The organism is Aureimonas sp. AU12, from assembly GCF_001463705.1.
Taxonomy (GTDB): Bacteria; Pseudomonadota; Alphaproteobacteria; order Rhizobiales; family Rhizobiaceae; genus Aureimonas.
The window spans coordinates 131,003-153,501 of the sequence record NZ_BBWH01000031.1 but is presented as its reverse complement, the minus strand read 5'-3'; the positions used below and the strand labels follow the sequence as shown (position 1 = coordinate 153,501).

Below are 22,499 nucleotides of genomic sequence, written 5' to 3'. Positions count from 1 at the left end.
GTGAGCGGCAGCGCGGCCGGTACCGGCGTCTGAGGACCATCGAGGGGAAAGGCGTTCGCGTTCATGTCGCCGAAAAGGTTCGAACTTGTGCCTTGAGCTTGAGGCCAGCCCCTTAAGATCGCGTCAAACCGATCGCGCTCCCGGCCGGCGGCTGGGCTTCACGCGCGGCGATGGCCCGGATATGGACTGGTAAGCCCGCGGGACGATCGGGCGGGGAGTTCGCAGATGACCGAAGCCGAACGGGACGCTCTCACCAGCCAGATGACGCAGGCGCTCGGCGCCGATGCGGTGCTCACCGAGCCCGACGACATCGCGCGCTACTGCCGCGACTGGCACGGCGACGTCACCACCGGCGCGGTGGCGGTGCTCCGCCCGAACTCGACGGGCGCGGTGTCCGAGGCGGTTCGCCTCTGCGCCCGGCTGGGGCTCGCCATCGTGCCGCAGGGCGGCAACACCGGGCTGGTGCTCGGCGGCATTCCCGACGATGCGGGGCGCCAAGTGGTGCTGTCGCTGGAGCGCATGACCGCCATCCGCCGCATCGACGCCGACGACTTCTCGGCCGTGGTCGATGCCGGCTGCGTGCTGGAGGTGATCAAGCAGGCGGTGGAGGCTGAGGACCGGTTCTTTCCCCTGTCGCTCGGCGCGCAAGGGTCCTGCCGCATCGGCGGCAACGTCTCCACCAATGCCGGGGGCATCAACGTCCTTCGCTACGGGATGACGCGCGAGTTGATCCTCGGCCTCGAAGTGGTGCTGCCGGACGGCACGATCTGGGACGGTCTCTCGACGCTGCGCAAGGACAATCGCGGCATCGACCTCAAGCAGATCTTCATCGGCGCCGAGGGCACGCTCGGCATCGTCACGGGCGTGGCACTGAAGCTTCTCGTCAAGCCGACGCAGGTCGAGACCGCGCTTCTGGCGCTGGCCGGGGTCGAGGAGGCGATGGCGCTCTATCGGCGCGCCCGGCGCGACTGCTGCGACCTGATGAGCGCCTTCGAGCTGCTCGGCCCCGAGGCGATCGGGCTGGCGCAGATCGCCCATCCCGACCTGCCCAACCCGATGGAGGGAAGTCATCCCGCCTACGTGCTGATGGAAATGGCCGGCACCGGGCTGATCGACATCCGCGCGCTCCTCGACCGCTTCCTCGAAGGGGCGCTGGAGGAGGGGCTGGTGCTCGACGGCGTGGTGGCGGCCTCGCGGGCGCAAGCCGCGCAGCTCTGGCGCATCCGCGAAGGGATGAACGACGGGCAGGCGATGCTCGGGCCGCATCTTCGCACCGACGTCTCCGTCCCGCTGTCGCGCGTCGCCGCGTTCGTCGGCGCGGCGCGCGACGCCGTGGCGCGCGAACTCCCCGATTGCCGCTCGGTCGCCTACGGCCATGTCGGCGACGGCAACATCCATTTCAACGTGCTGCCGCCGCAAGGGGCGGACGCGGCGACGGCCGCGGCCCGCATCAAGGCGGCGAAGGCGCTCGTCAACGGCGTTCTCGACGGGTTCGACGGCTCGATCAGCGCCGAGCACGGCATCGGCCGGCTGAAGCGCGAAGATTTCGAGGCCCGGCTGAAGCCCGTGCAGGAGGGCCTGCTGCGGGCGCTGAAGTCGGCCATCGACCCCGACGGGCGCATGAACCCGGGCTGTCAGCTGACCCCGCCCTGAGGCGCCGATCACGGCCATAAGCCGGCTAACGCAAAGATCCGTTCGTTCATCGGGAGAGACCATCATGCAGGATGTCGCCATCGTCGAGACCGGGGCTCTCGACGCCGCCGTGCGCGCGGCGCTGGAGGCGGCCGGGGCCGACGCGCCTTCGGTCGCGGCAACGACGCGGGCGGTGATGCACGCCTCGCGCCACGGCGTCGACAGCCACGGCGTGCGGCTGGTGCCGCATTACTGCAAGGTGCTCAAGGGCGGACGGGTCAACCCGGCGCCGCAGATGCGCGTGAAGGAGACCTCGCCTGTCGCCTTCGCGCTCGACGCCGACAACGGGCTCGGTCATGGCGCCGCCTACCGGGCGATGGAGATCGCCTGCGAGGCCGCGGGCCGGTTCGGCATCGCGGCCGTCGGGGTCCATCGCTCGTCGCATTTCGGCGCGGCCGGCGCCTATGCGCTGGCGGGCGCCGAGGCCGGCCGGGTGGCGCTGGCCATGGCCAACAGCGACTCGGTGGTGGCGCTGCACGAGGGCGCGCAGCCCTTCCACGGCACCAATCCGTTCGCCGCCGGCGTTCCCGTGGCCGGCGCCCGGCCCTGGCTCCTCGACATGGCGACTTCCTCGGTGCCGCTCAACCGGGTCTATCTCTACCGGGCGCTCGGCCTGCCGCTGCCCGCCGACGTCGCGGTGGATGCGGCGGGCGCGATGACGGCCGACCCGCACGCCGCTGCCATGCTGATGCCGGCCGGCGGCTCGCAGTTCGGCTTCAAGGGCGCCGCACTCGGCGGCCTGATGACGATCCTCTCGGCCATCCTCACCGGCGCGACCGCCGACCCGTTCGTGATCCCGATGGACGGCGAGGAGATCGCGACGCCGCGCAACATCGGCCATTTCGTCATCGCCATCGAGCCCGCCTTCTTCGGCGGCGCCGAGACCTTCGCGTCCGCGCTTACCGCCTATCTCGATGCGCTGCGCGGCTCGGTGCCCCGCGAGGGCGCCCGCGTCATGGCGCCGGGAGACCGCGAATGGGCGGTTGAGCGCCAACGGGCGCAGGACGGCATTCCCGTCGACCGGGCGACGGCGACCTTCCTCGGGGTGTGACGCCCAGGGTGAGGCGCGCCGGCCACACCGTCACCAATCTGTGATCGCACCGCGCGCGATCGATTGGCGGGGCAGTCTTGCACGCCGGGTGTGAACGAAACAGCAGCGATAACAGGAAGTTGGAACCATGCCGCACGGTCGGGTCCGGTGCGGCGGACGGTGTTCTCGGCCGCATGGAGACCGTACCATCTGTGCAACAGGCTCGCGCCGGACGTGCGGGGACGACTTGAGCTCCGACTGCTCTTGCTACCTTATGAGGGCAGACGGGAAGCAACGGCGCGACGAGATGCCGGCCTTTCCTCCGCTGACATCTTGCGCCTCGCCGGTCACGGCCGGCGCCCTGGAGATCCTGCCATGACGCGTCTTTCCCTGCTCCTCGCTTCCGCCGCGACCCTCGCCTTCGCCGTGCCGGCTCTCGCCGCCGACGTCGTCTACGAAGAGCCGGCTGCGCCGATGATGGCGATGCCGGCTCCGACCTGGACCGGCCTCTACCTCGGTATCCAGGGCGGCGGCGCCTTCAACCCGGACAATGGCGACAACCTCGCCGTCGTCCCGAACTTCGCCGGCGCCGGCGCCACCACGATCGCCAACGCGTTCGGCTCGAACTTCTCCTCCGAGTTCGACTCGTCCTTCGTCGGCGGCGCGCATGTCGGCTACGACTACCAGGCCGGCCAGTTCGTGATCGGCGTCCTCGCCGACATCAACGCTCTCGACGTGGCGCAGCGCGCCAGCGCCTTCTCGAACACCCCGGCCGTCTACACGGCCGAGCGCAGCCTCGACTACCTCGTGACTGGCCGCCTGCGCGCTGGTTACCTCGTCACCCCGACCGCGCTGGCCTACGCCACCGGCGGTGTCGCCTACGGCGAAGTCGACTACGGCTTCTCGTCCAACAGCCCGGCCATCACCGCCGCCTTCCCGGCGGTCGTGAACCAGGACGAGGACGACTTCGGCTACACGGTCGGCGGCGGCATGGAAGTCAAGGTGACGAACAACGTCTCGTTCGGCGCCGAGTACCTCTACACCAACCTCGGTGACGGCGACTCCTCGACCCGTCTCGCCGGCGGCGTGTTCGACGGTTCGGCCGCTTCGGTGATCGCCGGCCAGTCGACTGCCTTCAAGACCAGCAACGACTTCGACTTCCACACGGTCACCGCGAAGCTTTCCTACCGCTTCAACTGATCCCGCGACGGATCCGAGCGGCCCCGGTTCCAGTCCCGGCGTTGCCCCGATCCCAAAAGCGCCCGTCCCGGCTTCCCGGGGCGGGCGTTTTTCGTTGGGAGTAAGACGGTGGGTGAGAGTGGCACGGGCTTTGAGCCCGCCAGCTTTCGCGGTCACGATCGCAAACGGCTTCAGCCCCGCACGAAGGCGGAGCGTATTCGATCATAGCGGTCGGACAGTTCGGTGCGGCGTGCGGGGTTCGAAACCCGGCGTCAGTCTCGAACGATGTGCGCAGCAAGCCAATGCTTGTCATCGCGCACCCTGGTTGACCTGTCGTCGTCGCAGGCCAGCGCGCCGGGAGCGCCTGAGCGCCCCGGCGCCTTGAACGATCAGGCCTCGGCCTTGGCCTTGCGACCGGCGCGACGCTTGGGGGCTTCCGCTGCCACTTCGGGCTCCGCCTGCGGCTCGGGGGCCACCTCTTCCACCGGCTCGGGCGCGGCGGCCTTGCGGCCCAAACCGATCGACTTGGCCAGTTCCGAACGCTTGGCGGCATAGTTGGCGGCGACCATCGGATAGTCGGCCGGCAGGCCCCACTTCTGACGATAGGCTTCGGGCGTCAGGTCGTAATGCGTCATCAGGTGGCGCTTCAGCGACTTGAACGACTTTCCGTCCTCCAGACAGATCAGATAATCCGGCGTGATCGACTTCTTGATCGGCACCGCGGGCACGAGGGGGGCGGCTTCCGGCTGATTCGTCTCGGTTGGATGGTCAAGGTTCAGCGCGTCGTAGATGATCCCGATGAGCGTCGGAAGATCATCGCGCGGCACGTGGTTGTTGCTGACATAGGCCTTTACGATCTGCGCCGTGAGGTAGCGTCGCGACGTTGCCGTATCCGGAAGATCGTCCATCGGTTCGAAGTCTCCATCGTCTGATGTCGGTTGATGCAAAGCGGTCTCGACTGGTACAGCACTATTGCTGGTGACATGCAATGACACCGTGTTGCTTTCAAGGCCTCGTCAGTATCAAACGAACTCTCTCGGCATCGGTAATGCGGCTGAAGCGGAACTTGACGCCGCTGTCGATCCGGTTCTTTCGCTTGGTCGCGACTGGAGCCAATTGAAGAAAAACCTCTGTCGTCTGCAGAAGTGACGAGTTCTCAACCCAAGAGAACACGCAGAAGTGGCGGAAGGACGATCGAGGACGCCACGGCGTTCAGCGCCATCGCGATCCCCGCAAAGGCGCCTGCCACCGGATCCACCGCAAAAGCGCGCGCCGTGCCGATGCCGTGCGAGGTGAGACCGACGGCGAACCCACGCGCGGCAAAGTTGCGGATGCGAAGGGCGTTCATCAGCGGCGTCACCACCACGACGCCGCCGATGCCGGTGGCGATGCACAGCACCGCCGTCAGCGCCGGCTCGCCGCCGAGACGCTCCGATAGGCCCATCGCCACCGCGGCGGTGATGGATTTGGGCGCCAGCGACACGATGGCCTCGCGCGGGATCCCGACGAGAAGCGCCAGCCAGACGGCCGAGGTCACCGACACGACCGAGCCGACGCCGAGCGCGGCCAGGAGGGGCAGGAGATGGCGGCGCACGAGCGCGCGGTGCCGGTAGAGTGGCACGGCGAGCGCTACGGTGGCGGGGCCGAGCAGGAAATGGACGAACTGCGCGCCGGCGAAATAGTCGGTGTAGCGCGTACGCGTGATCGCCAAGAGGCTCGCCATGAAGAGGATGGTCAGCGCCACCGGATTGACCGCCGGATGCCGGCCCGAGCCTTGCGCGATCCGATCGGCGGCGAGGAAGGCGAGGATCGTCGCGGTGAGCCAGAAGAGCGGCGTCGTCGAGAGGTAGGCCCAGAGGGCGAAGGCGCCGGTCTCGTCGCTCATGCCTCGTCTCCCTTGGGTCCCAGAAGCCGGGCGACGGCGAGAAACACGAAGACGGTGGCCAGCAACGTCGCCAGCATCGACAGGACGAGCACGGCGGCCAGGCCGATCCCGTGCGCGGCGAAGAGGCCGAGATGATCGACGACGCCGACGCCGGCCGGCACGAAGAGGAGACCGAGCACGCCGAGCAGCGCATCGGCGGCCCGTCCGAGCGGCGCGGCGGGCGCGGCATCGAGGGCGGGCAGGGCGATGCGGGCCCCTGATCTTGCGATGAGCCGGTCTCGCGCGAGAAGCATGGCGAAAAGGAGGAGGAGCCCGATCACCGGGCCGGGCACCGGCAGGGCGAGGCCCCGCGCGGCGGTCTCCCCGAGGAGCTGGCAGACGAGGAGGACGGCGATCGGTTTCAGCATCGCGGGGCAGGCTCCCGAAGATCCGGCCGCGGCGCGGGATGGCCGGCGGCGATGCTTCGGGCATGGGCTCGGGCCCCGCGCCCCGTCAAGTCCCGTCCCCGCCCCCGGCAGGGGCACCCCGCCCGTTGTCGGGGCGGGGCTGTTGGCTTCAGCGCGGGTCGGATGCCGCGTCGAGGCCCATCTGCCAGAAGTCGGTCTCGAGCCGGCAGGCCATCGCGAAGACCTCCGCCAGGTCCTCGAAGCGTCGCTCAGGCATCATCCGCTGCGCGAGGCTGTCGAGCTGGGCGCGGGCGCGCCGCGCGACGTCCTGATAAGGCGCGCCGGCGTAGTCGGCGATCCAGTCGCGATAGGGATGCTCGGCCGGCACCGCCGCGATGCCGCCCGGCGTCAGCGCCCGGCCGATCTCGGCATAGCCGACGACGCAGGGGCTGAGCGCCACCTGCAGCTCCAGAAGATCGCCCGCCGCGCCGCGATCGAGCACGAAGCGCGTGTAGGCCAGCGTCTCGCGCGCCTCGCGCGCGGTGTCGAGATCCTCGGCCGAGAGGCCCCATCGCGCCGAGATCGTCACGTGCAGGCGCAGTTCCGCGTCGAGGATGGCCGACAGCGCGCCTTGCGCGGCCCGCATGTCGGCCAGTGTGCGGCTCTTGTAGACGGCGAGCGCGTTGGCGCGGGCGAACTGGATGAGGAAGAGATAGTCCTGCACGAGATAGCGCCGGAACGCCGCCTCGGGCAGCGAGCCATCGCCGAGCCGGCGCACGAACTCATGGCTGGCATAGTCGGTCCAGTCGCGCCCGGCGGCGTCCTTGAGGCGGGCAAACAGCGTCATCGACCGATCTCCCTGCCGGCGTCACCCTCATAGGCCGCGTCGAAGAAGGCTCGCTCCAGCGCCACGGCATGGGTGAAGAACGCCTGGCAGAGCTCGGCTTCCGCCGGGCCGACGCGGTCGAGCTCGTCCCGCAGGAAGGCGACGAAGGCGCGAAAGTCCGGATTGTCGTGAAGCGTGATCCACTCGGCATGGACGAAGCTCGTCGGCAGCGGCTGCGGGGCTTGGGCCGCCCAGTCGAGATAGAGCCATTCGGCGACCGTCAGCACCGACAGCGCGGCGGCGTAGGAGCGCGTCGCCGCAGCCTCGCGCATGATCGCCTGGAAGCCACCGGTGGCAGCCTTGTCGGGCGCGGCGCGGCGGGTCTCCTCACGGACCCCCAAAGCCTCGAAGGCGCGTTCGAAATAGGTGTTCTCCTCGCCCGCCACGGTGCCGGCGAAGCGCGCGAAGCGCAGCCGCGCCTCGAAGCGGTCGGCACCGGCGATGGCGGCGCCAAGAAGCGACAGGAACGCGTCGAGGAAGCGGTGGTCCTGCACGAGATAGCGCGCCATCACGTCCGGCGCGATCGTGCCGGCGCACAGTTCCACAGTGAAGCGATGGCCACTCGCGGCCTCCCAGTCCTCAAGCGCGGCCTCGCGCAGCGTGTCGGTGAAGCGGGCGCTCATGCGCGTCTCCGGATGGGCCGTGGCGCTCATCGCGGCCACCAGGCGTGGAAGTGATGGACGGGGCCGCGGCCCGAGCCGACGGCGAGACCGGCGCCGGCGGCGAGCGCGTCCTGCAGGTAGCGCTTGGCGCTCGCGACGGCGTCGACCAGCGCGGCACCCTTGGCGAGTTCCGCGGTGATCGCGGCGGCCAGCGTGCAGCCGGTGCCGTGATCGTTGGTGACGCTGAGGCGCGGCGCGGCGAAGCGGCGCGCCTTCGTCTCACCCCCACCCCCGGCTTCTGCGACGAGAAGGTCGGCGCTCTCCAGCGACTGGCCGTGGCCGCCTTTCACCAGCACGGCGCGCGCGCCGAAGCCGAGGATGATGCGCCCCTGGCGCTCCATCGCCGCCTCGTCCCCGGCCATGCGCTCGCCGGTGAGAAGCGCGGCCTCGGCGAGATTGGGCGTCGCGCAGTCGGCGAGCGGCATCAGCTCCTCGCGCAAAGCCGCCAGCGCGTCGGGCGCCAGCAGCCGGTCGCCGGAGGTCGCCACCATCACGGGATCGAGCACGGCGCGCCGCCCGTGGGCGCGCAGCCGCTCGGCGATGACACGGATCGTTTCAGTGCGCGACACCATGCCGATCTTGATGGCGCCGACCGCGAGATCGGAGAGCACCGCGTCGATCTGTGCGGCGACGATGGCGGGGCTGAGATCCTCGATCGCGGTGACGCCGTGGGTGTTCTGAGCGGTGACGGCGGTGATCGCCGAGGCGCCATAGACGCCGAGCGCCGAGAAGGTCTTGAGATCGGCCTGGATGCCGGCGCCGCCGCCCGAATCCGAGCCCGCGATCGTCAGCGCGATCGCGCTCAACGCTTCAGCTCCACCGCGTAGCTCGCGATCGCCGGCACGGTGTCGATCAGTCCGGCTTGCTTCATGAAGCCGAGGAAGCGCGTCTCGCGCGCGATGTCGAGCGCGCCGGGCCGCTTGGCGAAGCGCGGCAGGGTGTCGGCGAAGGCGGTGCGGTTCAGCTCGTCGTCGAGATCGGGATAGGCCTTGAGGAAAAGCTGCAGCGCCTCCGCCGGGTGATTGGTGAGGAAGAGCGTCGCCTCTTCCACCGCGTCGAGGAAGCGGGGCAGGCGCGGGTCGGCGATCTTGTCCGACGCGGTGATGTAGATCAGCTCGTCATAGGCGGGGACGCCGTGCTCCTCGGGGAAGAAGGCGAGGCCCTCGCGCCCTTCGAGCTTCAGCTGCGTCAGCTCGAAATTGCGGTAGGCGCCGATCGTGGCGTCGACATTGCCGGAGATGAGCGAGGCCGTGAGCGCGAAGTTGACGTTGACGAGCTCGACGTCGCCGGCGCTGAGGCCGGCGCTTTTCAGCATCTGCGTCAGCACGGCATCCTCGACGCCGACCGTGGAATAGCCGATGCGCTTACCCTTGAGGTCGGCCAGCGTCTTCACCGGCCCGTCCTTCAGCACCATCACCGTGTTCAGCGGCGTCTCCACCAGCGTGCCGAAGCGCATCAGCGGCACGCCGTTCTTCTGGTCGACGATGAGGCTCGGCTGGTAGTGCAGCGCGATGTCGGCCTGGCCCGCCGCCACGAGGCGCGGCGGCGCGGACGGATCGGCCGGCGGGATCAGCTCGACGTCGAGGCCGTGCTTGGCGAACAGGCCCATTTCCTTGGCCACCACCAGCGGAGCATGGTCGGGATTGACGAACCATTCGAGCATCACGGTCAGCTTGTCGGCGGCGCTCGCGGGGGCGGCGGTCAAGACGCCGAGCGCCAGAAGGGCGGCGGCGAGGCGGGAGCGAAGTCGGATCACGAACGGTTCCTTTGTCGGGACGGGGGAAGGGCATGCGACGCGCTCTCACTCGCCCAGGCGGCGAGGCGCGGCGCGAACTGGTCGACGAGGGCGCGCAGCAGCAGCGTCAGCACGGCAAGGACGGCGAGCGCGGCGAAGCAGAGGTCGGTCTGCAGGCGGGCATTGGCCTGCAGCATCACGAAGCCGAGGCCCCCGGACGCGCCCACCCACTCGCCGATCACCGCGCCGAGCGGCGCCAGCGGCGCGGCGACCCGTAGGCCCGTGACGAGGGACGGCATCGCCAGCGGCACCCGCACATGCCACAGCGCCTGCATCGGCGAGGCGTCCGTCATCGCGGTGGCGTCGAGAAGGTCGGGGTCGGTGCGCCGCAGCCCGTCGGCGAAGGACGAGGCGATCGGAAAGAAGATGACGAGGCTCGCCATCACCACCTTCGAGGTCAGTCCGAAGCCGAACCACAGCACCAGCAGCGGCGCCAGCGCGAAGACCGGCATCGCCTGCAGCACGAGGATCTGCGGCCAGGCGAACTCGCCGAGCCGCGGCCACGCCACCACCGCGAAGCCCGTCACGATCCCCGCCAGCGTCCCGAAGAGAAGCCCCAGCGCGATCTCCAGCAGCGTCACCAGACCCTGCTCCCAAAGAAACGAGCGGCGCGCCACCAGCGTCTCGGCCACCGCGAAGGGCGAGGGCAGCATGTAGCGCGGCGGCGCGATCAGCCACACCGTCGCCTGCCAGGCGAGGACGACGCAGAGAAGCCCGAGCAGCGTGACGCGAAGCGCGCGCATCGCGGGCGCCTCAGCCGGCGCGCATCGAGCGGGCGGGTGGCCGGGCCAAAGCCGGCGGACAGGACGAGCAGGGCGAACGACGCATGCGATCTCCTCGGCCGAACGGCCTCAAGAGATCCGGTGAGAGACGCGAAGACGGCGAGAGACCCCGGAGGATCGTATTCCCGTTCCTACGCCGGCATGACCCGGATCAGGTTCAAGGGTTCGGCCTCCCGGCCATCTCAGCACCTCGCGGTGCACCCCTCGGAATAACCCGAGCCTTCGCCCACCCGCGCCGGCTTGTCAACGGGGCGGTGCGTGGTGGGATGGCGGGGCTGCCGCCCCGAGCCCCGCCCGGGGCCTGACGCCCCGGAGCCCCCGCTTTCTCTTGTCAGTCATGGGCGAGGGCCACCGGCCCTCCCCCATGACTGAAACAACAGGTGGGGTTCCAAGGGCCTCAGGCCCTTGGTGGGTCGAGGGCGAAGCCCCGTCTATCCAGCCATCACCCCGTCCGCTCACACCTCGGCGCGCAGGCGGCTCTGGCGGAGCTGGCCGGCTTGTTCGAGGAGGCCGTAGACGGTGGAGGCGATGTGGGCCTCGATGCGCTTGAGGTCGCGGATGATGTCGAGCTGGAGGGCGCTGGCCTCGACGGCGCGGCGGTCGCCGCCCCGCATCAGGCGCATGTGGCGCTGGGTTGTGGCGCGCTCGACGTCGCGGAAGGCTTCCTTTTCCTCGACGAGGCGGCGGGCGGCGTCCTGGTCGGCGACCATGAAGACGGTGACGGCGAGCTGCAGGTGGTCGAGGAGCTTGCCGTGCATGGCGTCGACCTCGGCGACCGCGTCGTCGGCGAGGCGCAGGCCCGAGCGGATGCGGCGGGTGGCGAGGTCCATGAGGTTGCGGTCGATGATGTCGCCGACATGCTCGAGATTGATGGCGAGCGCCAGCGTGTCGGAGAGGCGGCGGGCCTCGTCCTCGCCGAGCGGCTGGCCGCCGATGGCGCCGAGATAGCGCTGGATGGCACGGAACAGGCGATCGAGGATGTCGTCCTTGCGGCGGGTGGCGGTGATGCGGTCGGCATCGTCGTGGTGGAAGGCGTCGCGGGCATCGCGCAGCATCTCCTCGATGACGTCGGCCATGCGCAGCACCTCGCGGGCGGCGTTGGAGAGCGCGACGGAGGGTGTCCCGAGGGCGGCATCGTCGAGATATTGGGGCGCGCCGGGATCGCGGGCGGCGCGCTGTTCGGGCAGGAGGCGGCGCAGGAGACGGGCCTGCAGGGGCAGGAGGCCGAAGAAGAGAAGCGCGGTGGCGATGTTGAAGAGAAGGTGGAAGCTGGCGGCGGCGCGGGCGGGCGAGGGGTCGAGGGTCAGGAGCGCCCCGGCGATGGGGCCGGCGAAGGGCAGGAGAAGGGCGGCGCCAATGCCACGGTTGAGGAGGTTGCCGAGCGGCAGACGCAGGCGCGTCGGATCGCCGCCGAGCTGGGCGACCACCGGATTGAGCGCGCTGCCCAGATTGGTGCCGATCACCATGACGATCGCGGCCTGCGGCTCGACGATGCCGGCGCCCGCCAGCGACATGACGAAGAGCATGGCCGCGACGCTGGAATGGGCGGCCCAGGCGAGAAGCGCGGCGAGCACGAGCGCCACGAGCGGATCGCCGGTGACGGCGGCGATGAGGGCGCGGAAGGCGGGGGCGTGTTCGAGCGGCGCCATGGTGGCGACGAGGAGGTGCAGAGCGAGAAGCACGAGGCCGAGGCCGACGAGGGCCGTGCCGGCTTCGCGCCACGACGAGGAGCGCCCGGAGCGGCTGGCCACGAGGCCGGCGAGAAGCAGGAGCGGATAGAGGGCGGAGACATCGAACGAGGCGAGCTGGACGATGAGCGTCGTGCCGATGTTGGCGCCGAGCATCACCGCGAGAGCCGGCACGAGATCGACGAGACCGCCGGCGGTGAAGGCGCTCGTCATCATCGCGGTGGCGGTGGAGCTCTGGAGAAGGGCGGTGAGACCGAGGCCGGCGAGGACGGCGCGAAACCGGGTCTTCAGACCGATGCCGAGGACCGCCGTCAGCCGGTTTCCGAGCGCCCGCTGCATGCCGCCGCTCACCATGCGGATGCCCCAGAGCAGAAGGGCGATCTCGCCGAGGAGATGGATGAGGATGGTGGTGGCGGACATGGGCACTCGCGGGGTGAGGCGGTCTCGGGCGGCGGATCGGACGCGCCGGTCGAACCCTATGGCAAACTTGGCAAACCTCTAAGAGAAGCGCAATGGGTGCGCTTTATGACGGCAGGATGAAATTTAAGGCGAAAACGGATCTTGCTCATGCACGAAGCACTGAAAATGCTGGTGTAGACCTGATGAAGCGCTTTCAAGCCTGTGCGAACATGCCGCCTTTCGAAGGAGGCCGACGGTGTCGTGAGGTCATCCCAGTCCAGCGTCAGAGGGTCGGACATGCAAAAAGGCCGATGCGGTGCACCGGCCTTCCGTGAATCGGCTTGAATCCAGGGCGATCAGGCCGGCTTGCCGTCGCCTTCCTCTTCGAACGTCACGGCGACGTCGGCATTGGCGGAGAGGCGGACCTTGTCGCCCTCGACCTCGGCCACGAGGCCGATCGAGATGTAGTGGTGATGGCCCTCGTGGGAGCCCTCGCCGCTGTCCTTCTTGGTCAGCTTGATGCGATGGCCCTCGACACGATCGACGGTGCCGACATGGACGCCGTCGGCGCCGATGATGTCCATATGCTCGCGAATGTTGGCGGTCATGGTGAGGCATGCTCCCTGAGGCGGTTGTCTTGAGCGACAACGCGCCGCCGGGCGGGAGGATGCATCGGCCCGGCTCGAAGGTCGAAGAGCCGGTCGTGCCGTCCTCTTTGGCAAGCGCGATGCCTGCAACGGCCGAGACCCTTCGGCTTCCCGACCGGCGCCGCCATTCCAGGCCGTTCGGGATCTCGACGGTTGAGCAGGCGTGTGACGTCACGGACGGTTCGGACGCCCATTCCCGTCATCGCCTCGAGCCCCTGTTCGCGACGGGAGCCCCCGAACCGCCGCCGTGCTCAGCGAGCCTTGAAGCGGTTGCTCGACGCCTCGTCTTCGGACTTGTCCGCGCCTTCGATCTCGCGCGCGGCCTCGGCCCAGAAGTCGTGCTCCTGTCCCGTCGGACGCCCGGCCTTCTCCCAGAGAAGATAGGCCCGGTTGCGAATTTCCTGATCCCGGTCGGTATTGCTCATCGAGTTTGCCCTCGCCATCCTCCCCAGCCGGATCTCGGTGGTTCGATCGAGGCGTCCGGCAGGCCGGACGGCGTCGATGCGCGAGGTCGCAAGCACCGGCATGGGCTTCACCGATACATATACGCAGGATGCAGGGCGGAAAGCTCTAGGGATCGATCGATGGCGGGTTTTTTCGTCATGCGGGTGAGAAACGTAGCCGGGACACGACAAGCGGGAGTTCGTTTCGCCCGAGGCCCCGCGACCTTTCGTCGGCACGGTCGCGGGAGCGCTTTGCCAGCGCTTGTGTTCCATGGTAGAGGCTCGCCGCCCCGAGCCCGGCACGATTGCGTGCGGGTCCAGCCGAACAGTCCGGGGTGCAGGGGTACCCGCAGCGGTCCGATCCCAGTCGGACAAGAGGCCTATCCGAGAGCTCCGTGGAGCCCCCCACCGTTTCCCGACCCGATCCGACCCACACCGGAGGCCTCGTCAGAGGAATGACCAGCGGCGAAGCGGCCCCAGCGGCCGACCTGCGTAACCCCACCCGCGAGAATCCTCACCGCAAGGGGATGCCGCTTCTCGTCCTGGGAAGCGTGGGCGTCGTTTATGGCGACATCGGGACAAGTCCGCTCTACGCGATGAAGGAATCGCTGCTGCATGTCGGCGGCATTCCCTCGGCCACCGAGATCATCGGCATCGTGTCGTTGCTCGTCTGGTCGCTGGTGATCGTGGTCACCGTGAAATACGTCATGCTGATCCTGCGCGCCGACAACCAGGGCGAGGGCGGGGCGCTGTCGCTGATGGCGCTGGCGCAGAAGGCGCTGGAGCGGCCGAACAAGGTCGTCATGGCGCTCGGCATCATGGGCGCGGCGCTGTTCTACGGCGACGCGATCCTCACCCCCGCCGTGTCCGTCCTGTCGGCCGTCGAGGGCCTCAAGGTGACGACGCCGGGGCTCGACCCCTACATCGTGCCGATCGCGCTGGTGATCATCGTCGGCCTCTACGCGGTGCAATCCTTCGGCACCGCCAAGATGGCGGTGTTCTTTGGTCCGATCATGGCGATCTGGTTCCTGACGCTGGCGTTGATCGGCGTCTACCACATCGGCGACGCCCCGCAGATCCTGCATGCGATGAACCCGGTGAACGGCTTCTGGTTCATGACCAGCCACGGCATCATCGGCTTCACCGTGCTCGGCTCGGTCTTCCTCGCCGTCACCGGCGCCGAGGCGCTCTATGCCGACATGGGCCATTTCGGCAAGCGGCCGATCCGCATCGCCTGGCTCTCGTTCGTCGGGCCGGCGCTGCTCATCAACTATCTCGGCCAGGGCGCCTTCGCGCTCAGCGACCCCGCCGCCCTGCCGAACCTCTTCTTCCTCTCGGCGCCCGAATGGGGCCGCCTGCCGCTCGTCATCCTCGCCGCGCTCGCCACGATCATCGCGGGCCAGGCGGTCATCACCGGCGCCTTCTCGCTGACGCAGCAGGCGATCCAGCTCGGCCTTTTCCCGCGGCTCCAGATAGAGCACACCTCGGAATCGGAGCAGGGCCAGATCTACCTGCCCACCGTGAACTGGCTGATGCTGGTGGGCGTCGTGCTGCTCGTCCTGTTCTTCCGCACCTCCTCGGCGCTCGCTGCGGCCTACGGCATCGCCGTCACCGGCACGATGATCATCACCAGCCTTCTCGCCATCGTCGTGTTCTCGCGCGGCTGGGGCTGGGGCCTCGGCCTGTCGCTCCTCGTGGTGACGCCGTTCCTCCTCATCGACACCGCCTTCCTCTCGGCCAACCTCCTGAAGCTCGCCGACGGCGGCTACCTGCCGCTGATCATCGGCGGCTGCATCGTCTGCCTCATGTCGATCTGGGTGCGGGGCGTGCGGCTTCTCAACACGAAGGCGGCGCAGCAGAACCTGTCGCTCGAGACCTTCATCAAGGCGATGGAGACCTCGTCCGTCACCCATGTCGCGGGCACCGCGATGTACCTGACCTCGACGCCCGAGACCGTGCCATCGGCGCTGCTGCACAATCTCAAGCACAACCGCGTGCTGCACGAGCGCAACGTCATCATCACCATCCGCACCACCGACACACCCTATGTCGCGACGGCCGACCGGATCGACTACCAGGTGCTCTCGCCCGCCTTCGCGCGCATCGAGCTGCGCTACGGGTTCCTCGACGAGCCCAACCTCGTGCAGGCGCTCATTCACCTGCGCGAGCGCGGCATCAAGTTCGACGTGATGTCGACGACCTTCTTCGTCGGGCGCCGGCGCATCAAGTCGGCGGCGCGCTCGGAAATGCCGCGCTGGCAGAGCCAGATCTTCATCAAGATGGCCCGCCACTCCTACGATGCGATCGACTATTATCGCATCCCCGCCAACCGCGTGGTGGAACTGGGAACCTACGTCACGCTTTGACGCCACGTCGATCGCCATCGCGCGGCCGGCTCGCATCTTCGCGCCCGCGCCCTATCTCTCACCTCGAAGGCGGCCGCAAGCCGCCAGCCGGGATCGCCGCGCACCATGCGCGGGCGGATCGTCGGCCGACTGCGAGGCACCCATCCTATGGAACTGCAGCGAACTCCGGCTCAGCGCGCCGATGCCCGTCTCGGCGATATCGCCAACCGGTCCGAAAAGGGCTCCGCGCTCGGCCTGATCCGCGCCGAGGCCAAGGCCACCAGCGTCAAGACCGCGAAGCTTCGGGAAATGCGCATGGCGCGCGACGCCGCGATCGTACCGCCCGAACCTGCGGCGAAGCCCGCCCGCAAGAGCCGCAAGGCGGCCGTCAAGGCCTGACGACGACGAACGACGGACCGGCGCACACCAGCGCCGGTCCGTCCGGCATCGAAGCGAACCGAACTTTCAGGTGCCTGCGGCACGTTGAATGCACTGCTAACGTCTATTTTTGATCGTTCACGGGATTGGCAAGGTCGTCGTAAGTTACACGACATAACCTTGGGTCGTATCGCGCTTCCGGCGTACCCAAGGCAGGACTGTCCCCCCATGACTCGCAAGACCGATCTCGACGAACGCCGCGCCTTTCTCCAGATCGACGATGCGGGTCTCGCCTCGATGGCCGCGCATCGGACGCTCGTCGAGGGCGCCGTCGAACGGGGACTGACCGCCTTCTACGCGCAGTTGCGCCAGACCCCTGCGGTCGCCGGCTTCTTCGAGGATCCGACCCGCCTCGATGCGGCCCGCGCGGCGCAGGGCAAACACTGGTCGCGCATCGCCTCCGGTGCCATCGACGAGGCCTATGTCGAGGAGGTCGAACGCGTCGGGCGCACGCATGCGCGCATCGGGCTGGAGCCGCGCTGGTATCTCGGCGCCTACGCCCTCATCCTTGAAGAGGTCATCGCCGCCGTGCTGCCCTCGCTCCTCGGCCGCAGCCTGATGGGCCAGCGCCGGGCGCACGAGGCCGCCGGGACGCTCGGCCTTCTCGTCAAGCTCGCCGTTCTCGACATGGACTACGGCGTCTCCACTTATTTCGATGCGCTGCAGGCCGACAAGGCGCGGCTGGAGACCGAGCGCCAGACGGTCGCTGCCGAGCAGGCGCGCTCGCTCGGCGAAGCCTCCGCCGCGATGGAGGAGATGACCGCCAACATCCGTCAGAACGCCGACAACGCGGCCCAGACCGAAAAGACGGCGGGGCAGGCGGCTGTCAGCGCGGAAAAGGGCGGCGACGCGGTCGCCAAGTCCGTCGAGGCGATGCGCACGATCGCCGAGAAGGTGCAGGTCGTTCAGGAGATTGCCCGCCAGACCGATCTTCTGGCCTTGAACGCGGCGATCGAGGCGGCGCGTGCGGGCGCGCATGGCAAGGGCTTTGCCGTGGTCGCCTCCGAGGTGCGCAAGCTCGCCGAGCGGGCGGGGTTGGCTGCCGGCGAGATCGGTGCCCTCTCCAGCCATACGCTCGCGATCTCGGAGGAAGCCGGCAACAGCCTGCGCTCGCTGGTGCCCGACATCCGCCGCACCTCGGAGCTGGTCTCGGAGATTTCTGCGGCCTGCCGGGAGCAGACGGTCGGCGTCGAGCAGATCAATCAGGCGATCCAGCGGCTCGACCAGATGGGCCAGACGATGGCGGCCGAGCCCGAGCCGGCGCGCATGGCGCGCAAACCCGCCCCGGTGCGGCGGGTCGCCTAGACCCCTGATCGCGAATTGCCGGATTATTCGGCATTGAACGATGTTGCTCTAATTGACGTCATAGGTGGGGCGACGCAGACTGCGGGTCCCGCCGCTGCACGCCTGACACGTGCCGGCTCCCGTCGATCGAGGTCCGGCATGGCAGAGACGCAAGGCGGCATCGCCTACAAGAATGCGGACGCGGACTATTTCGCCAAGCGGGGCCTGAGGGCCTATGCCGGCGTCTGGTCGCTCTGGGCGCTCGGCGTCGGGGCGGTGATCTCCGGCCACTATTCGGGCTGGAACCTCGGGCTGGCCACCGGCGGCTGGGGCGGCATGTTCGTGGCGACGATCATCATCGCCATCATGTATCTCGGCCTGACCTTCTCGATCGCCGAGATGAGCCCGGCCCTGCCGCACACCGGCGCGGCCTATTCCTTCGCGCGCACCGCCATGGGGCCGTGGGGCGGCTTCGTCACGGGCCTGTGCGAGAACGTCGAATACGTGCTGACGCCGGCCGTGATCGTCTTCTTCATCGGCTCCTATCTCGGCGCGATCTTCGGGACGCCCGCCGCCTTCCAGCCGGTCTGGTGGATCGGCGGCTACATCCTCTTCGTCGGGCTCAACATCGTCGGCGTCGAACTCTCCTTCAAGGTCACGCTCGTGGTGACGCTGATGGCGCTCGCCGTCCTCGCCGTGTTCTGGTTCTTCGCCATCCCGCTCATCGACTTCTCGGCCAACGCCCTCGACATCGCGGCGGACGGCACGAAGCTGGAGGGCGGCAACGGCCCGTTCCTGCCCTTCGGCATCACCGGGGCGCTGGCGACGCTGCCCTTCGCCGTGTGGCTCTTCCTCGCCATCGAGCAGCTGCCGCTGGCCGCCGAGGAATCGGTCGATCCCAAGCGCGACATGCCGCGCGGCATCATGGCGGGCATGGCGACGCTCATTCTTTCGGCTTTCGGCATCCTCGTCCTCAACCCCTCGCTTCCCGGTGTCGGCTCGTTCGCGCTCGGCACCTCGGCCGAGCCGCTGCTCGACGGGTTCAAGGCGATCTTCGGCGACGGCACCGCCAAGTTGCTGGCGCTCGTCGCCATCATCGGCCTCGTCGCCTCCTTCCACACGATCATCTTCGCGCAGGGGCGGCAGATCTACTCGCTGTCGCGCGCCGGCTACTTCCCCGTCGCGCTCTCCGTCACCCATTCGGCCCGCAAGACGCCGGTGGCGGCGATGATCGCGGGGGCCTGCGTCGGGCTCGTCGTGATGCTCGGCCTGTTCGTGATCCTCGGCGTCGAGAGCGGCTCGGCGGCGATCGGCGGCACGCTTCTCAACATGGCGGTGTTCGGCGCCATGTGCTCCTACATCGCACAGGCCCTGTCCTTCATCCTCCTGCGCCGCAACCTGCCGAACATGGAGCGGCCCTACCGCTCGCCCTTCGGCGTGCCTGGCGCGGTGGCGACGATCGCGATCGCGCTGGTGACGATCTTCTTCCAGCTCTCCGACCCGATCTACCGCTCCGGCGTCATCGGCGTCGCGCTCTGGTTCGCGCTCGGCATCCTCTACTTCGCAGTCGTGGGTCGCCACCGCCTGATCCTCTCGCCGGAAGAGGAGTTCGCGATGGAGCACGGCGCCAAGGCCGGGGTGGGACCGGGCGCGGTCGTGACTGGCCGATAAGCGACGAGCCGGTTGCGCCGGCCCATCGCGCTCGCCAGGGGGGAGCGCGATCCACCCGGTTCCCCGAACGAAGAAAGCCGGCCCTTGCGGGCCGGCTTTCGTTTGGAGACGCGAGGTCGATCCGTCTTATTTCGTCCAGGCGGCGGCCTTGTCGGGGTTGGCGGCGATCCAGGCCTTGGCGGTGGCGGCGGGGTCGGCGCCCTTCTCCTCGTTGGCCAGCATCAGCTTCTGCTCGTCGTCGAGCGAGATCTTGAAGTTGGCGAGGATCTTGTGGACCTCGGGCATCTCGGTGGCGAGATCCTTGCGGGCGACCGTGTTGACGCTCTCCTCGCCGCCGAACGAGCCCTTGGGGTCGGCGAGATACTTGAGGTCCCAGCGGCCGAACATCCAGTGCGGGGTCCAGGTGGTGACGACGATCGGCTCCTTGCGGTCGATCGCGTCCTTCAGCGCCGCCGTCATCGTGGCGTCGGAGCCCTCGACGAGCTTCACCGAAGTGAGATCGTAGTCCTTGATCGCCTTCTCGGAGGCCTGCATCAGGCCGGCGCCGGGATCGATGCCGATCACCTTGTTCTCAACCTCGCCGCCCTTGGACTTCAGATCCTCCACCGAGGTCATGTCGACATAGGCGGGCACGGCCCAACCGATCTTGGCACCCTCGACATTGGGGCCGATCAGCTCGACCTGGTCCTTCAGCTTGTCGTAATAGGCGGCGTGGGTGGCGGGCAGCCAGGCGGCGACCATCGCGTCGGCCTCGCCGGTTGCCACCGCCTGCCACATGGCGGCGGCCGGGAGCGGTGTCATCGTCACGTCGTAGCCCTTGGCCTTCAGCGTCTCGGCCAGAAGGTTGGTGGCGACCACGGCGTCGGACCATTCGACATAGGCGAGGTTCACCTTCTCGGCGGCCTGAGCGACGCCGCCCATCGCGACGGTGGCGAGGGCGGCTGCGGCGATCATCTTCAGCATGGGACGCTTTCTGGTTGGGGTTGAGGTGTCGATCGGGTGGCGTGGGAGGAGGGAGGGGGTCAGGCGGTGCGGGCGCGGCGGGCCATGGCCTGCGTGATCCGGTCGAGAACCACGGCGACGATCACGATGGCGACGCCGGCCTGGAAGCCCTCGCCGGCGTTGAGGCGCTGGATCGAGCGCCAGACCTCGCGGCCGAGGCCGCCGGCGCCGATCATCGAGGCGATCACCACCATCGACAGGCCCAGCATGATCGTCTGGTTGATGCCGGCCATGATGGTGGGGAGCGCCAGCGGCAGCTGCACCTTGACGAGCTTCTGCATCGGCGTGGTGCCGAAGGCGTCCGAGGCCTCGATCAGCTCGCGCGGCACCGAGAGGATGCCGAGCGCCGTCAGCCGGATCACCGGCGGCATCGAGAAGACCACCGTGGCGAAGACCGCCGACACCGCGCCGAGGCCGAAGAAGGGGATGGCGGGGATGAGATAGACGAAGCTCGGCATGGTCTGCATCATGTCGAGCGCCGGGCCGACGGTCTTCCAGGTGCGGTTCGAGAGGGCGCAGCCGATGCCGAGGGGAATGCCGATGGCGAGCGCGGCGGCGGTCGAGATCGTGACGAGCACGATCGTCTCCATCGTCGAATCCCAGAGCCTGAGGTTCCACAGGAAGGCGAAGCCGATGAGCGCGCCGAGCCCGACGCGGCGGCCCGCCACCCACCAGGCGAGCCCGGCAATGGCGAGGATCACCAGCGGCGGCGGCACGAGGAGGAGAAGGTCGGTGCCGGTCTCGATCCAGCCGGCGACGAACCGGCTCAGCGCCCGCGTCAGGCCGCTGAGATGCGAGGTCGCCCAGGTCAGGCCGCTGTCGGAGAGCTCGTCCAGCGGGAATTTGGGGATGCTCCATCGCTCGGGGAAGGTCCAGTCCATGCGGAACTCCTGGGAACGGCGGGGGCGTGAAGGGAGAAGGACGAAGCGGCCGGTGCGGACCCCAGGGAGCCGGGATCGGCGCCGCCCAGCGCGCGCAGTGCGGTCTCGCGGGTGAGGAGGCCGAGGAAGCGTCCGGCCTCGTCCACCACCGCGACGCCGGCGGGCTCGTCGGCCAGCAGCGGCAGCACGGATTTGAGAACGTCGGTGGAGCGCGCCCGTGCGATGCCGCGATCCATCAGCGCGTCGAGACGGCGGGCGCGCGAGGCGGCGTCGGACAGGCGCTCGCGCCTGACGCGCCCGATCGGCATGTCGCGGTCGCAGGTGACGACGAAGCTCTCGCCCGCGCCGCCCTCGATGAGGCCCAGCGCGTCGGCGCCGAGCGCCGCCTCGTGCAGGCGCGGCTGGCGGGCGCCGACGAGGCGCCCGAGCGTGATCACGGAGGAGACGTCGATATGCTCGACGAAGCGGCGCACGTAGTCGCCCTGGGGATCGAGCAGGATCTCTTCGGGATAGCCGGTCTGAACGATGGCGCCGTCCTTCATCAGCACGATGCGACCGCCCAGATGAATGGCCTCGTCGAGATCGTGACTGACGAAGACCACGGTCTTCTTCAAGGTCGCCTGCAGGGTGCGCAGTTCGTCCTGCATGTCGCGGCGGATGAGCGGATCGAGCGCCGAGAAGGCCTCGTCCATCAGGAGGATGTCGGCATCCACGGCCAGCGCCCGGGCAAGGCCCGCCCGCTGCTGCATGCCGCCCGAGAGCTCGCGCGGATATTTCGCGTCCCAGCCCTTGAGGCCGACGAGCTCGATCGCGGCCATCGCCTTGTCGCGGCGCCGCGGCTTGGCCATGCCCTGCACCTCCAGCCCGTACTCGACGTTCTCGGCGATCGTGCGGTTGGGAAACAGGGCGAAATGCTGGAACACCATGCCGAACTTGGCGCGGCGGAACTCAAGGAGGGCTTTGGGCGACAGCGCGGTGACCTCGGTGCCGTCGACGAGGATCGAGCCGGCGGTCGGCTCCACCAGCCGGTTGAGGCAGCGCAGCATGGTCGACTTGCCGGACCCCGACAGGCCCATCACCACGAGAATCTCGCCCTCGTTGACGGAGAAGGAGACGCGGTCGAGGCCGAGCACGGCGCCCGAGCGCTTGAGGATCTCGTCCTTGCCGACGCCCTCGCGCAGGAGCTTGAGGGCGTCCGCCTCGTCCTCGCCGAAGAGCTTGACGACCTCACGGATGCGGATGCGCTCGCGCGGCATGGCGCCGGAAGCCGGGCTTTGCGCGACGGCGGCGATCGTCACGGGGGCGGAGGGCGTCGTCGCTGTCGAGATCGGATGATCCTCCCTGAAGGATGGTGCGGCATGCACCTGCGGCATCATGCCCTTGATCGTGCGCGCTCACCCGAAG

General features: G+C 68.9%; 20 protein-coding genes, 1 pseudogene and 1 riboswitch. Of the genes and pseudogenes, 7 read left to right on the top strand and 14 right to left on the bottom strand.

The window, feature by feature from the left end:
- Positions 1–225: 225 nt before the first annotated feature.
- From AUL33_RS13660 to AUL33_RS13650, 3 genes are all read left to right on the top strand, one after another.
- Positions 226–1,653 carry an FAD-binding oxidoreductase gene (locus AUL33_RS13660; RefSeq protein WP_062208961.1) on the top strand — a complete coding sequence of 476 codons (1,428 nt, stop codon included), beginning with the start codon at positions 226–228 and terminating at the stop codon, positions 1,651–1,653.
- A gap of 64 nt (positions 1,654–1,717) precedes the next feature.
- On the top strand, positions 1,718–2,743 hold the full coding sequence (locus AUL33_RS13655) for an Ldh family oxidoreductase (RefSeq protein WP_062208957.1): 1,026 nt from the start codon (positions 1,718–1,720) through the stop codon (positions 2,741–2,743).
- Between the two features lie 354 nt (positions 2,744–3,097).
- Positions 3,098–3,922, top strand: a complete 825-nt coding sequence (locus tag AUL33_RS13650; RefSeq protein ID WP_062208954.1) for an outer membrane protein — start codon at positions 3,098–3,100, stop codon at positions 3,920–3,922.
- A 368-nt stretch (positions 3,923–4,290) separates the two neighbouring features.
- On the opposite strand, the gene AUL33_RS13645 is transcribed toward AUL33_RS13650, so the two are convergent.
- The 11 genes from AUL33_RS13645 to AUL33_RS22815 form a co-directional block, all read right to left on the bottom strand.
- A complete protein-coding gene (locus AUL33_RS13645; RefSeq protein WP_062208951.1) occupies positions 4,291–4,809 on the bottom strand; it encodes a MucR family transcriptional regulator in 519 nt (172 codons plus the stop codon).
- 248 nt (positions 4,810–5,057) lie between these two features.
- Entirely contained in the window at positions 5,058–5,786 is a 729-nt protein-coding gene (locus tag AUL33_RS13640) for an LrgB family protein (protein WP_062208948.1), read from the bottom strand.
- Positions 5,783–6,193, bottom strand: coding sequence for a CidA/LrgA family protein (locus AUL33_RS13635; protein ID WP_062208945.1), 411 nt, complete (start codon positions 6,191–6,193; stop codon positions 5,783–5,785). Before AUL33_RS13635 ends, AUL33_RS13640 begins: the two co-directional genes overlap by 4 nt.
- A gap of 148 nt (positions 6,194–6,341) precedes the next feature.
- Positions 6,342–7,019, bottom strand: a complete 678-nt coding sequence (tenA, locus tag AUL33_RS13630; protein ID WP_062208942.1) for a thiaminase II — start codon at positions 7,017–7,019, stop codon at positions 6,342–6,344.
- Complete coding sequence (locus AUL33_RS13625) at positions 7,016–7,711, bottom strand: TenA family protein (protein WP_244492227.1); 696 nt, start codon at positions 7,709–7,711, stop codon at positions 7,016–7,018. Before AUL33_RS13625 ends, tenA begins: the two co-directional genes overlap by 4 nt.
- A complete protein-coding gene (gene thiD / locus AUL33_RS13620) occupies positions 7,708–8,526 on the bottom strand; it encodes a bifunctional hydroxymethylpyrimidine kinase/phosphomethylpyrimidine kinase (protein ID WP_062208939.1) in 819 nt (272 codons plus the stop codon). Before thiD ends, AUL33_RS13625 begins: the two co-directional genes overlap by 4 nt.
- Positions 8,523–9,476 carry an ABC transporter substrate-binding protein gene (locus tag AUL33_RS13615; protein ID WP_374754432.1) on the bottom strand — a complete coding sequence of 318 codons (954 nt, stop codon included), beginning with the start codon at positions 9,474–9,476 and terminating at the stop codon, positions 8,523–8,525. The genes thiD and AUL33_RS13615 overlap by 4 nt, the downstream gene beginning before the upstream one ends.
- The gene (locus tag AUL33_RS13610; protein ID WP_062208936.1) at positions 9,473–10,258 is read right to left on the bottom strand and encodes an ABC transporter permease; all 786 of its coding nucleotides are present in this window, start codon (positions 10,256–10,258) and stop codon (positions 9,473–9,475) included. The genes AUL33_RS13615 and AUL33_RS13610 overlap by 4 nt, the downstream gene beginning before the upstream one ends.
- Before the next feature lie 150 nt (positions 10,259–10,408).
- A riboswitch (TPP riboswitch) is annotated at positions 10,409–10,512 on the bottom strand.
- Between the two features lie 240 nt (positions 10,513–10,752).
- Entirely contained in the window at positions 10,753–12,405 is a 1,653-nt protein-coding gene (locus tag AUL33_RS13605) for a Na/Pi cotransporter family protein (protein ID WP_062208933.1), read from the bottom strand.
- A gap of 335 nt (positions 12,406–12,740) precedes the next feature.
- The gene (locus AUL33_RS13600; protein WP_062208930.1) at positions 12,741–12,992 is read right to left on the bottom strand and encodes a DUF2171 domain-containing protein; all 252 of its coding nucleotides are present in this window, start codon (positions 12,990–12,992) and stop codon (positions 12,741–12,743) included.
- Positions 12,993–13,282: 290 nt separating this feature from the next.
- Positions 13,283–13,747: a DUF2934 domain-containing protein gene (locus AUL33_RS22815; protein ID WP_244492225.1), complete on the bottom strand. Its 465-nt coding sequence runs from the start codon at positions 13,745–13,747 to the stop codon at positions 13,283–13,285.
- Positions 13,748–13,929: 182 nt separating this feature from the next.
- Here AUL33_RS22815 and AUL33_RS13590 point away from each other — a divergent pair, with 182 nt between their 5' ends.
- From AUL33_RS13590 to AUL33_RS13575, 4 genes and pseudogenes are all read left to right on the top strand, one after another.
- Positions 13,930–15,840 carry a potassium transporter Kup gene (locus AUL33_RS13590; RefSeq protein ID WP_062208924.1) on the top strand — a complete coding sequence of 637 codons (1,911 nt, stop codon included), beginning with the start codon at positions 13,930–13,932 and terminating at the stop codon, positions 15,838–15,840.
- 147 nt (positions 15,841–15,987) lie between these two features.
- Positions 15,988–16,218: a hypothetical protein gene (locus tag AUL33_RS13585; protein WP_062208920.1), complete on the top strand. Its 231-nt coding sequence runs from the start codon at positions 15,988–15,990 to the stop codon at positions 16,216–16,218.
- A 207-nt stretch (positions 16,219–16,425) separates the two neighbouring features.
- Positions 16,426–17,514 (top strand): annotated as a pseudogene (locus tag AUL33_RS23055) (protoglobin domain-containing protein); the annotation flags it as partial.
- Between the two features lie 186 nt (positions 17,515–17,700).
- Entirely contained in the window at positions 17,701–19,212 is a 1,512-nt protein-coding gene (locus tag AUL33_RS13575; RefSeq protein ID WP_062208914.1) for an amino acid permease, read from the top strand.
- 126 nt (positions 19,213–19,338) lie between these two features.
- On the opposite strand, the gene AUL33_RS13570 is transcribed toward AUL33_RS13575, so the two are convergent.
- Genes AUL33_RS13570 through AUL33_RS13560 form a run of 3 tightly spaced genes read right to left on the bottom strand, consistent with a single transcriptional unit; the run spans position 19,339 to position 22,471 of the window.
- Positions 19,339–20,175, bottom strand: a complete 837-nt coding sequence (locus AUL33_RS13570; RefSeq protein ID WP_062208911.1) for a glycine betaine ABC transporter substrate-binding protein — start codon at positions 20,173–20,175, stop codon at positions 19,339–19,341.
- Between the two features lie 59 nt (positions 20,176–20,234).
- Positions 20,235–21,095 (bottom strand): proline/glycine betaine ABC transporter permease, encoded by an 861-nt coding sequence (locus AUL33_RS13565; protein WP_062208907.1) that lies wholly within the window; start codon positions 21,093–21,095, stop codon positions 20,235–20,237.
- Positions 21,023–22,471, bottom strand: coding sequence for a glycine betaine/L-proline ABC transporter ATP-binding protein (locus tag AUL33_RS13560; RefSeq protein ID WP_244492221.1), 1,449 nt, complete (start codon positions 22,469–22,471; stop codon positions 21,023–21,025). The genes AUL33_RS13565 and AUL33_RS13560 overlap by 73 nt, the downstream gene beginning before the upstream one ends.
- Positions 22,472–22,499 lie beyond the last annotated feature (28 nt).

Bases quoted from the DNA above. Each gene is read 5' to 3' on its own strand.
- AUL33_RS13660 (WP_062208961.1), top strand. From the start codon at position 226: ATGACCGAAGCCGAACGGGACGCTCTCACCAGCCAGATGACGCAGGCG.
- AUL33_RS13655 (WP_062208957.1), top strand. From the start codon at position 1,718: ATGCAGGATGTCGCCATCGTCGAGACCGGGGCTCTCGACGCCGCCGTG.
- AUL33_RS13650 (WP_062208954.1), top strand. From the start codon at position 3,098: ATGACGCGTCTTTCCCTGCTCCTCGCTTCCGCCGCGACCCTCGCCTTC.
- AUL33_RS13645 (WP_062208951.1), bottom strand. From the start codon at position 4,809: ATGGACGATCTTCCGGATACGGCAACGTCGCGACGCTACCTCACGGCG.
- AUL33_RS13640 (WP_062208948.1), bottom strand. From the start codon at position 5,786: ATGAGCGACGAGACCGGCGCCTTCGCCCTCTGGGCCTACCTCTCGACG.
- AUL33_RS13635 (WP_062208945.1), bottom strand. From the start codon at position 6,193: ATGCTGAAACCGATCGCCGTCCTCCTCGTCTGCCAGCTCCTCGGGGAG.
- tenA (WP_062208942.1), bottom strand. From the start codon at position 7,019: ATGACGCTGTTTGCCCGCCTCAAGGACGCCGCCGGGCGCGACTGGACC.
- AUL33_RS13625 (WP_244492227.1), bottom strand. From the start codon at position 7,711: ATGAGCGCCACGGCCCATCCGGAGACGCGCATGAGCGCCCGCTTCACC.
- AUL33_RS13610 (WP_062208936.1), bottom strand. From the start codon at position 10,258: ATGCGCGCGCTTCGCGTCACGCTGCTCGGGCTTCTCTGCGTCGTCCTC.
- AUL33_RS13605 (WP_062208933.1), bottom strand. From the start codon at position 12,405: ATGTCCGCCACCACCATCCTCATCCATCTCCTCGGCGAGATCGCCCTT.
- AUL33_RS13600 (WP_062208930.1), bottom strand. From the start codon at position 12,992: ATGACCGCCAACATTCGCGAGCATATGGACATCATCGGCGCCGACGGC.
- AUL33_RS22815 (WP_244492225.1), bottom strand. From the start codon at position 13,747: ATGGAACACAAGCGCTGGCAAAGCGCTCCCGCGACCGTGCCGACGAAA.
- AUL33_RS13590 (WP_062208924.1), top strand. From the start codon at position 13,930: ATGACCAGCGGCGAAGCGGCCCCAGCGGCCGACCTGCGTAACCCCACC.
- AUL33_RS13585 (WP_062208920.1), top strand. From the start codon at position 15,988: ATGGAACTGCAGCGAACTCCGGCTCAGCGCGCCGATGCCCGTCTCGGC.
- AUL33_RS13575 (WP_062208914.1), top strand. From the start codon at position 17,701: ATGGCAGAGACGCAAGGCGGCATCGCCTACAAGAATGCGGACGCGGAC.
- AUL33_RS13570 (WP_062208911.1), bottom strand. From the start codon at position 20,175: ATGCTGAAGATGATCGCCGCAGCCGCCCTCGCCACCGTCGCGATGGGC.
- AUL33_RS13565 (WP_062208907.1), bottom strand. From the start codon at position 21,095: ATGGACTGGACCTTCCCCGAGCGATGGAGCATCCCCAAATTCCCGCTG.
- AUL33_RS13560 (WP_244492221.1), bottom strand. From the start codon at position 22,471: ATGATGCCGCAGGTGCATGCCGCACCATCCTTCAGGGAGGATCATCCG.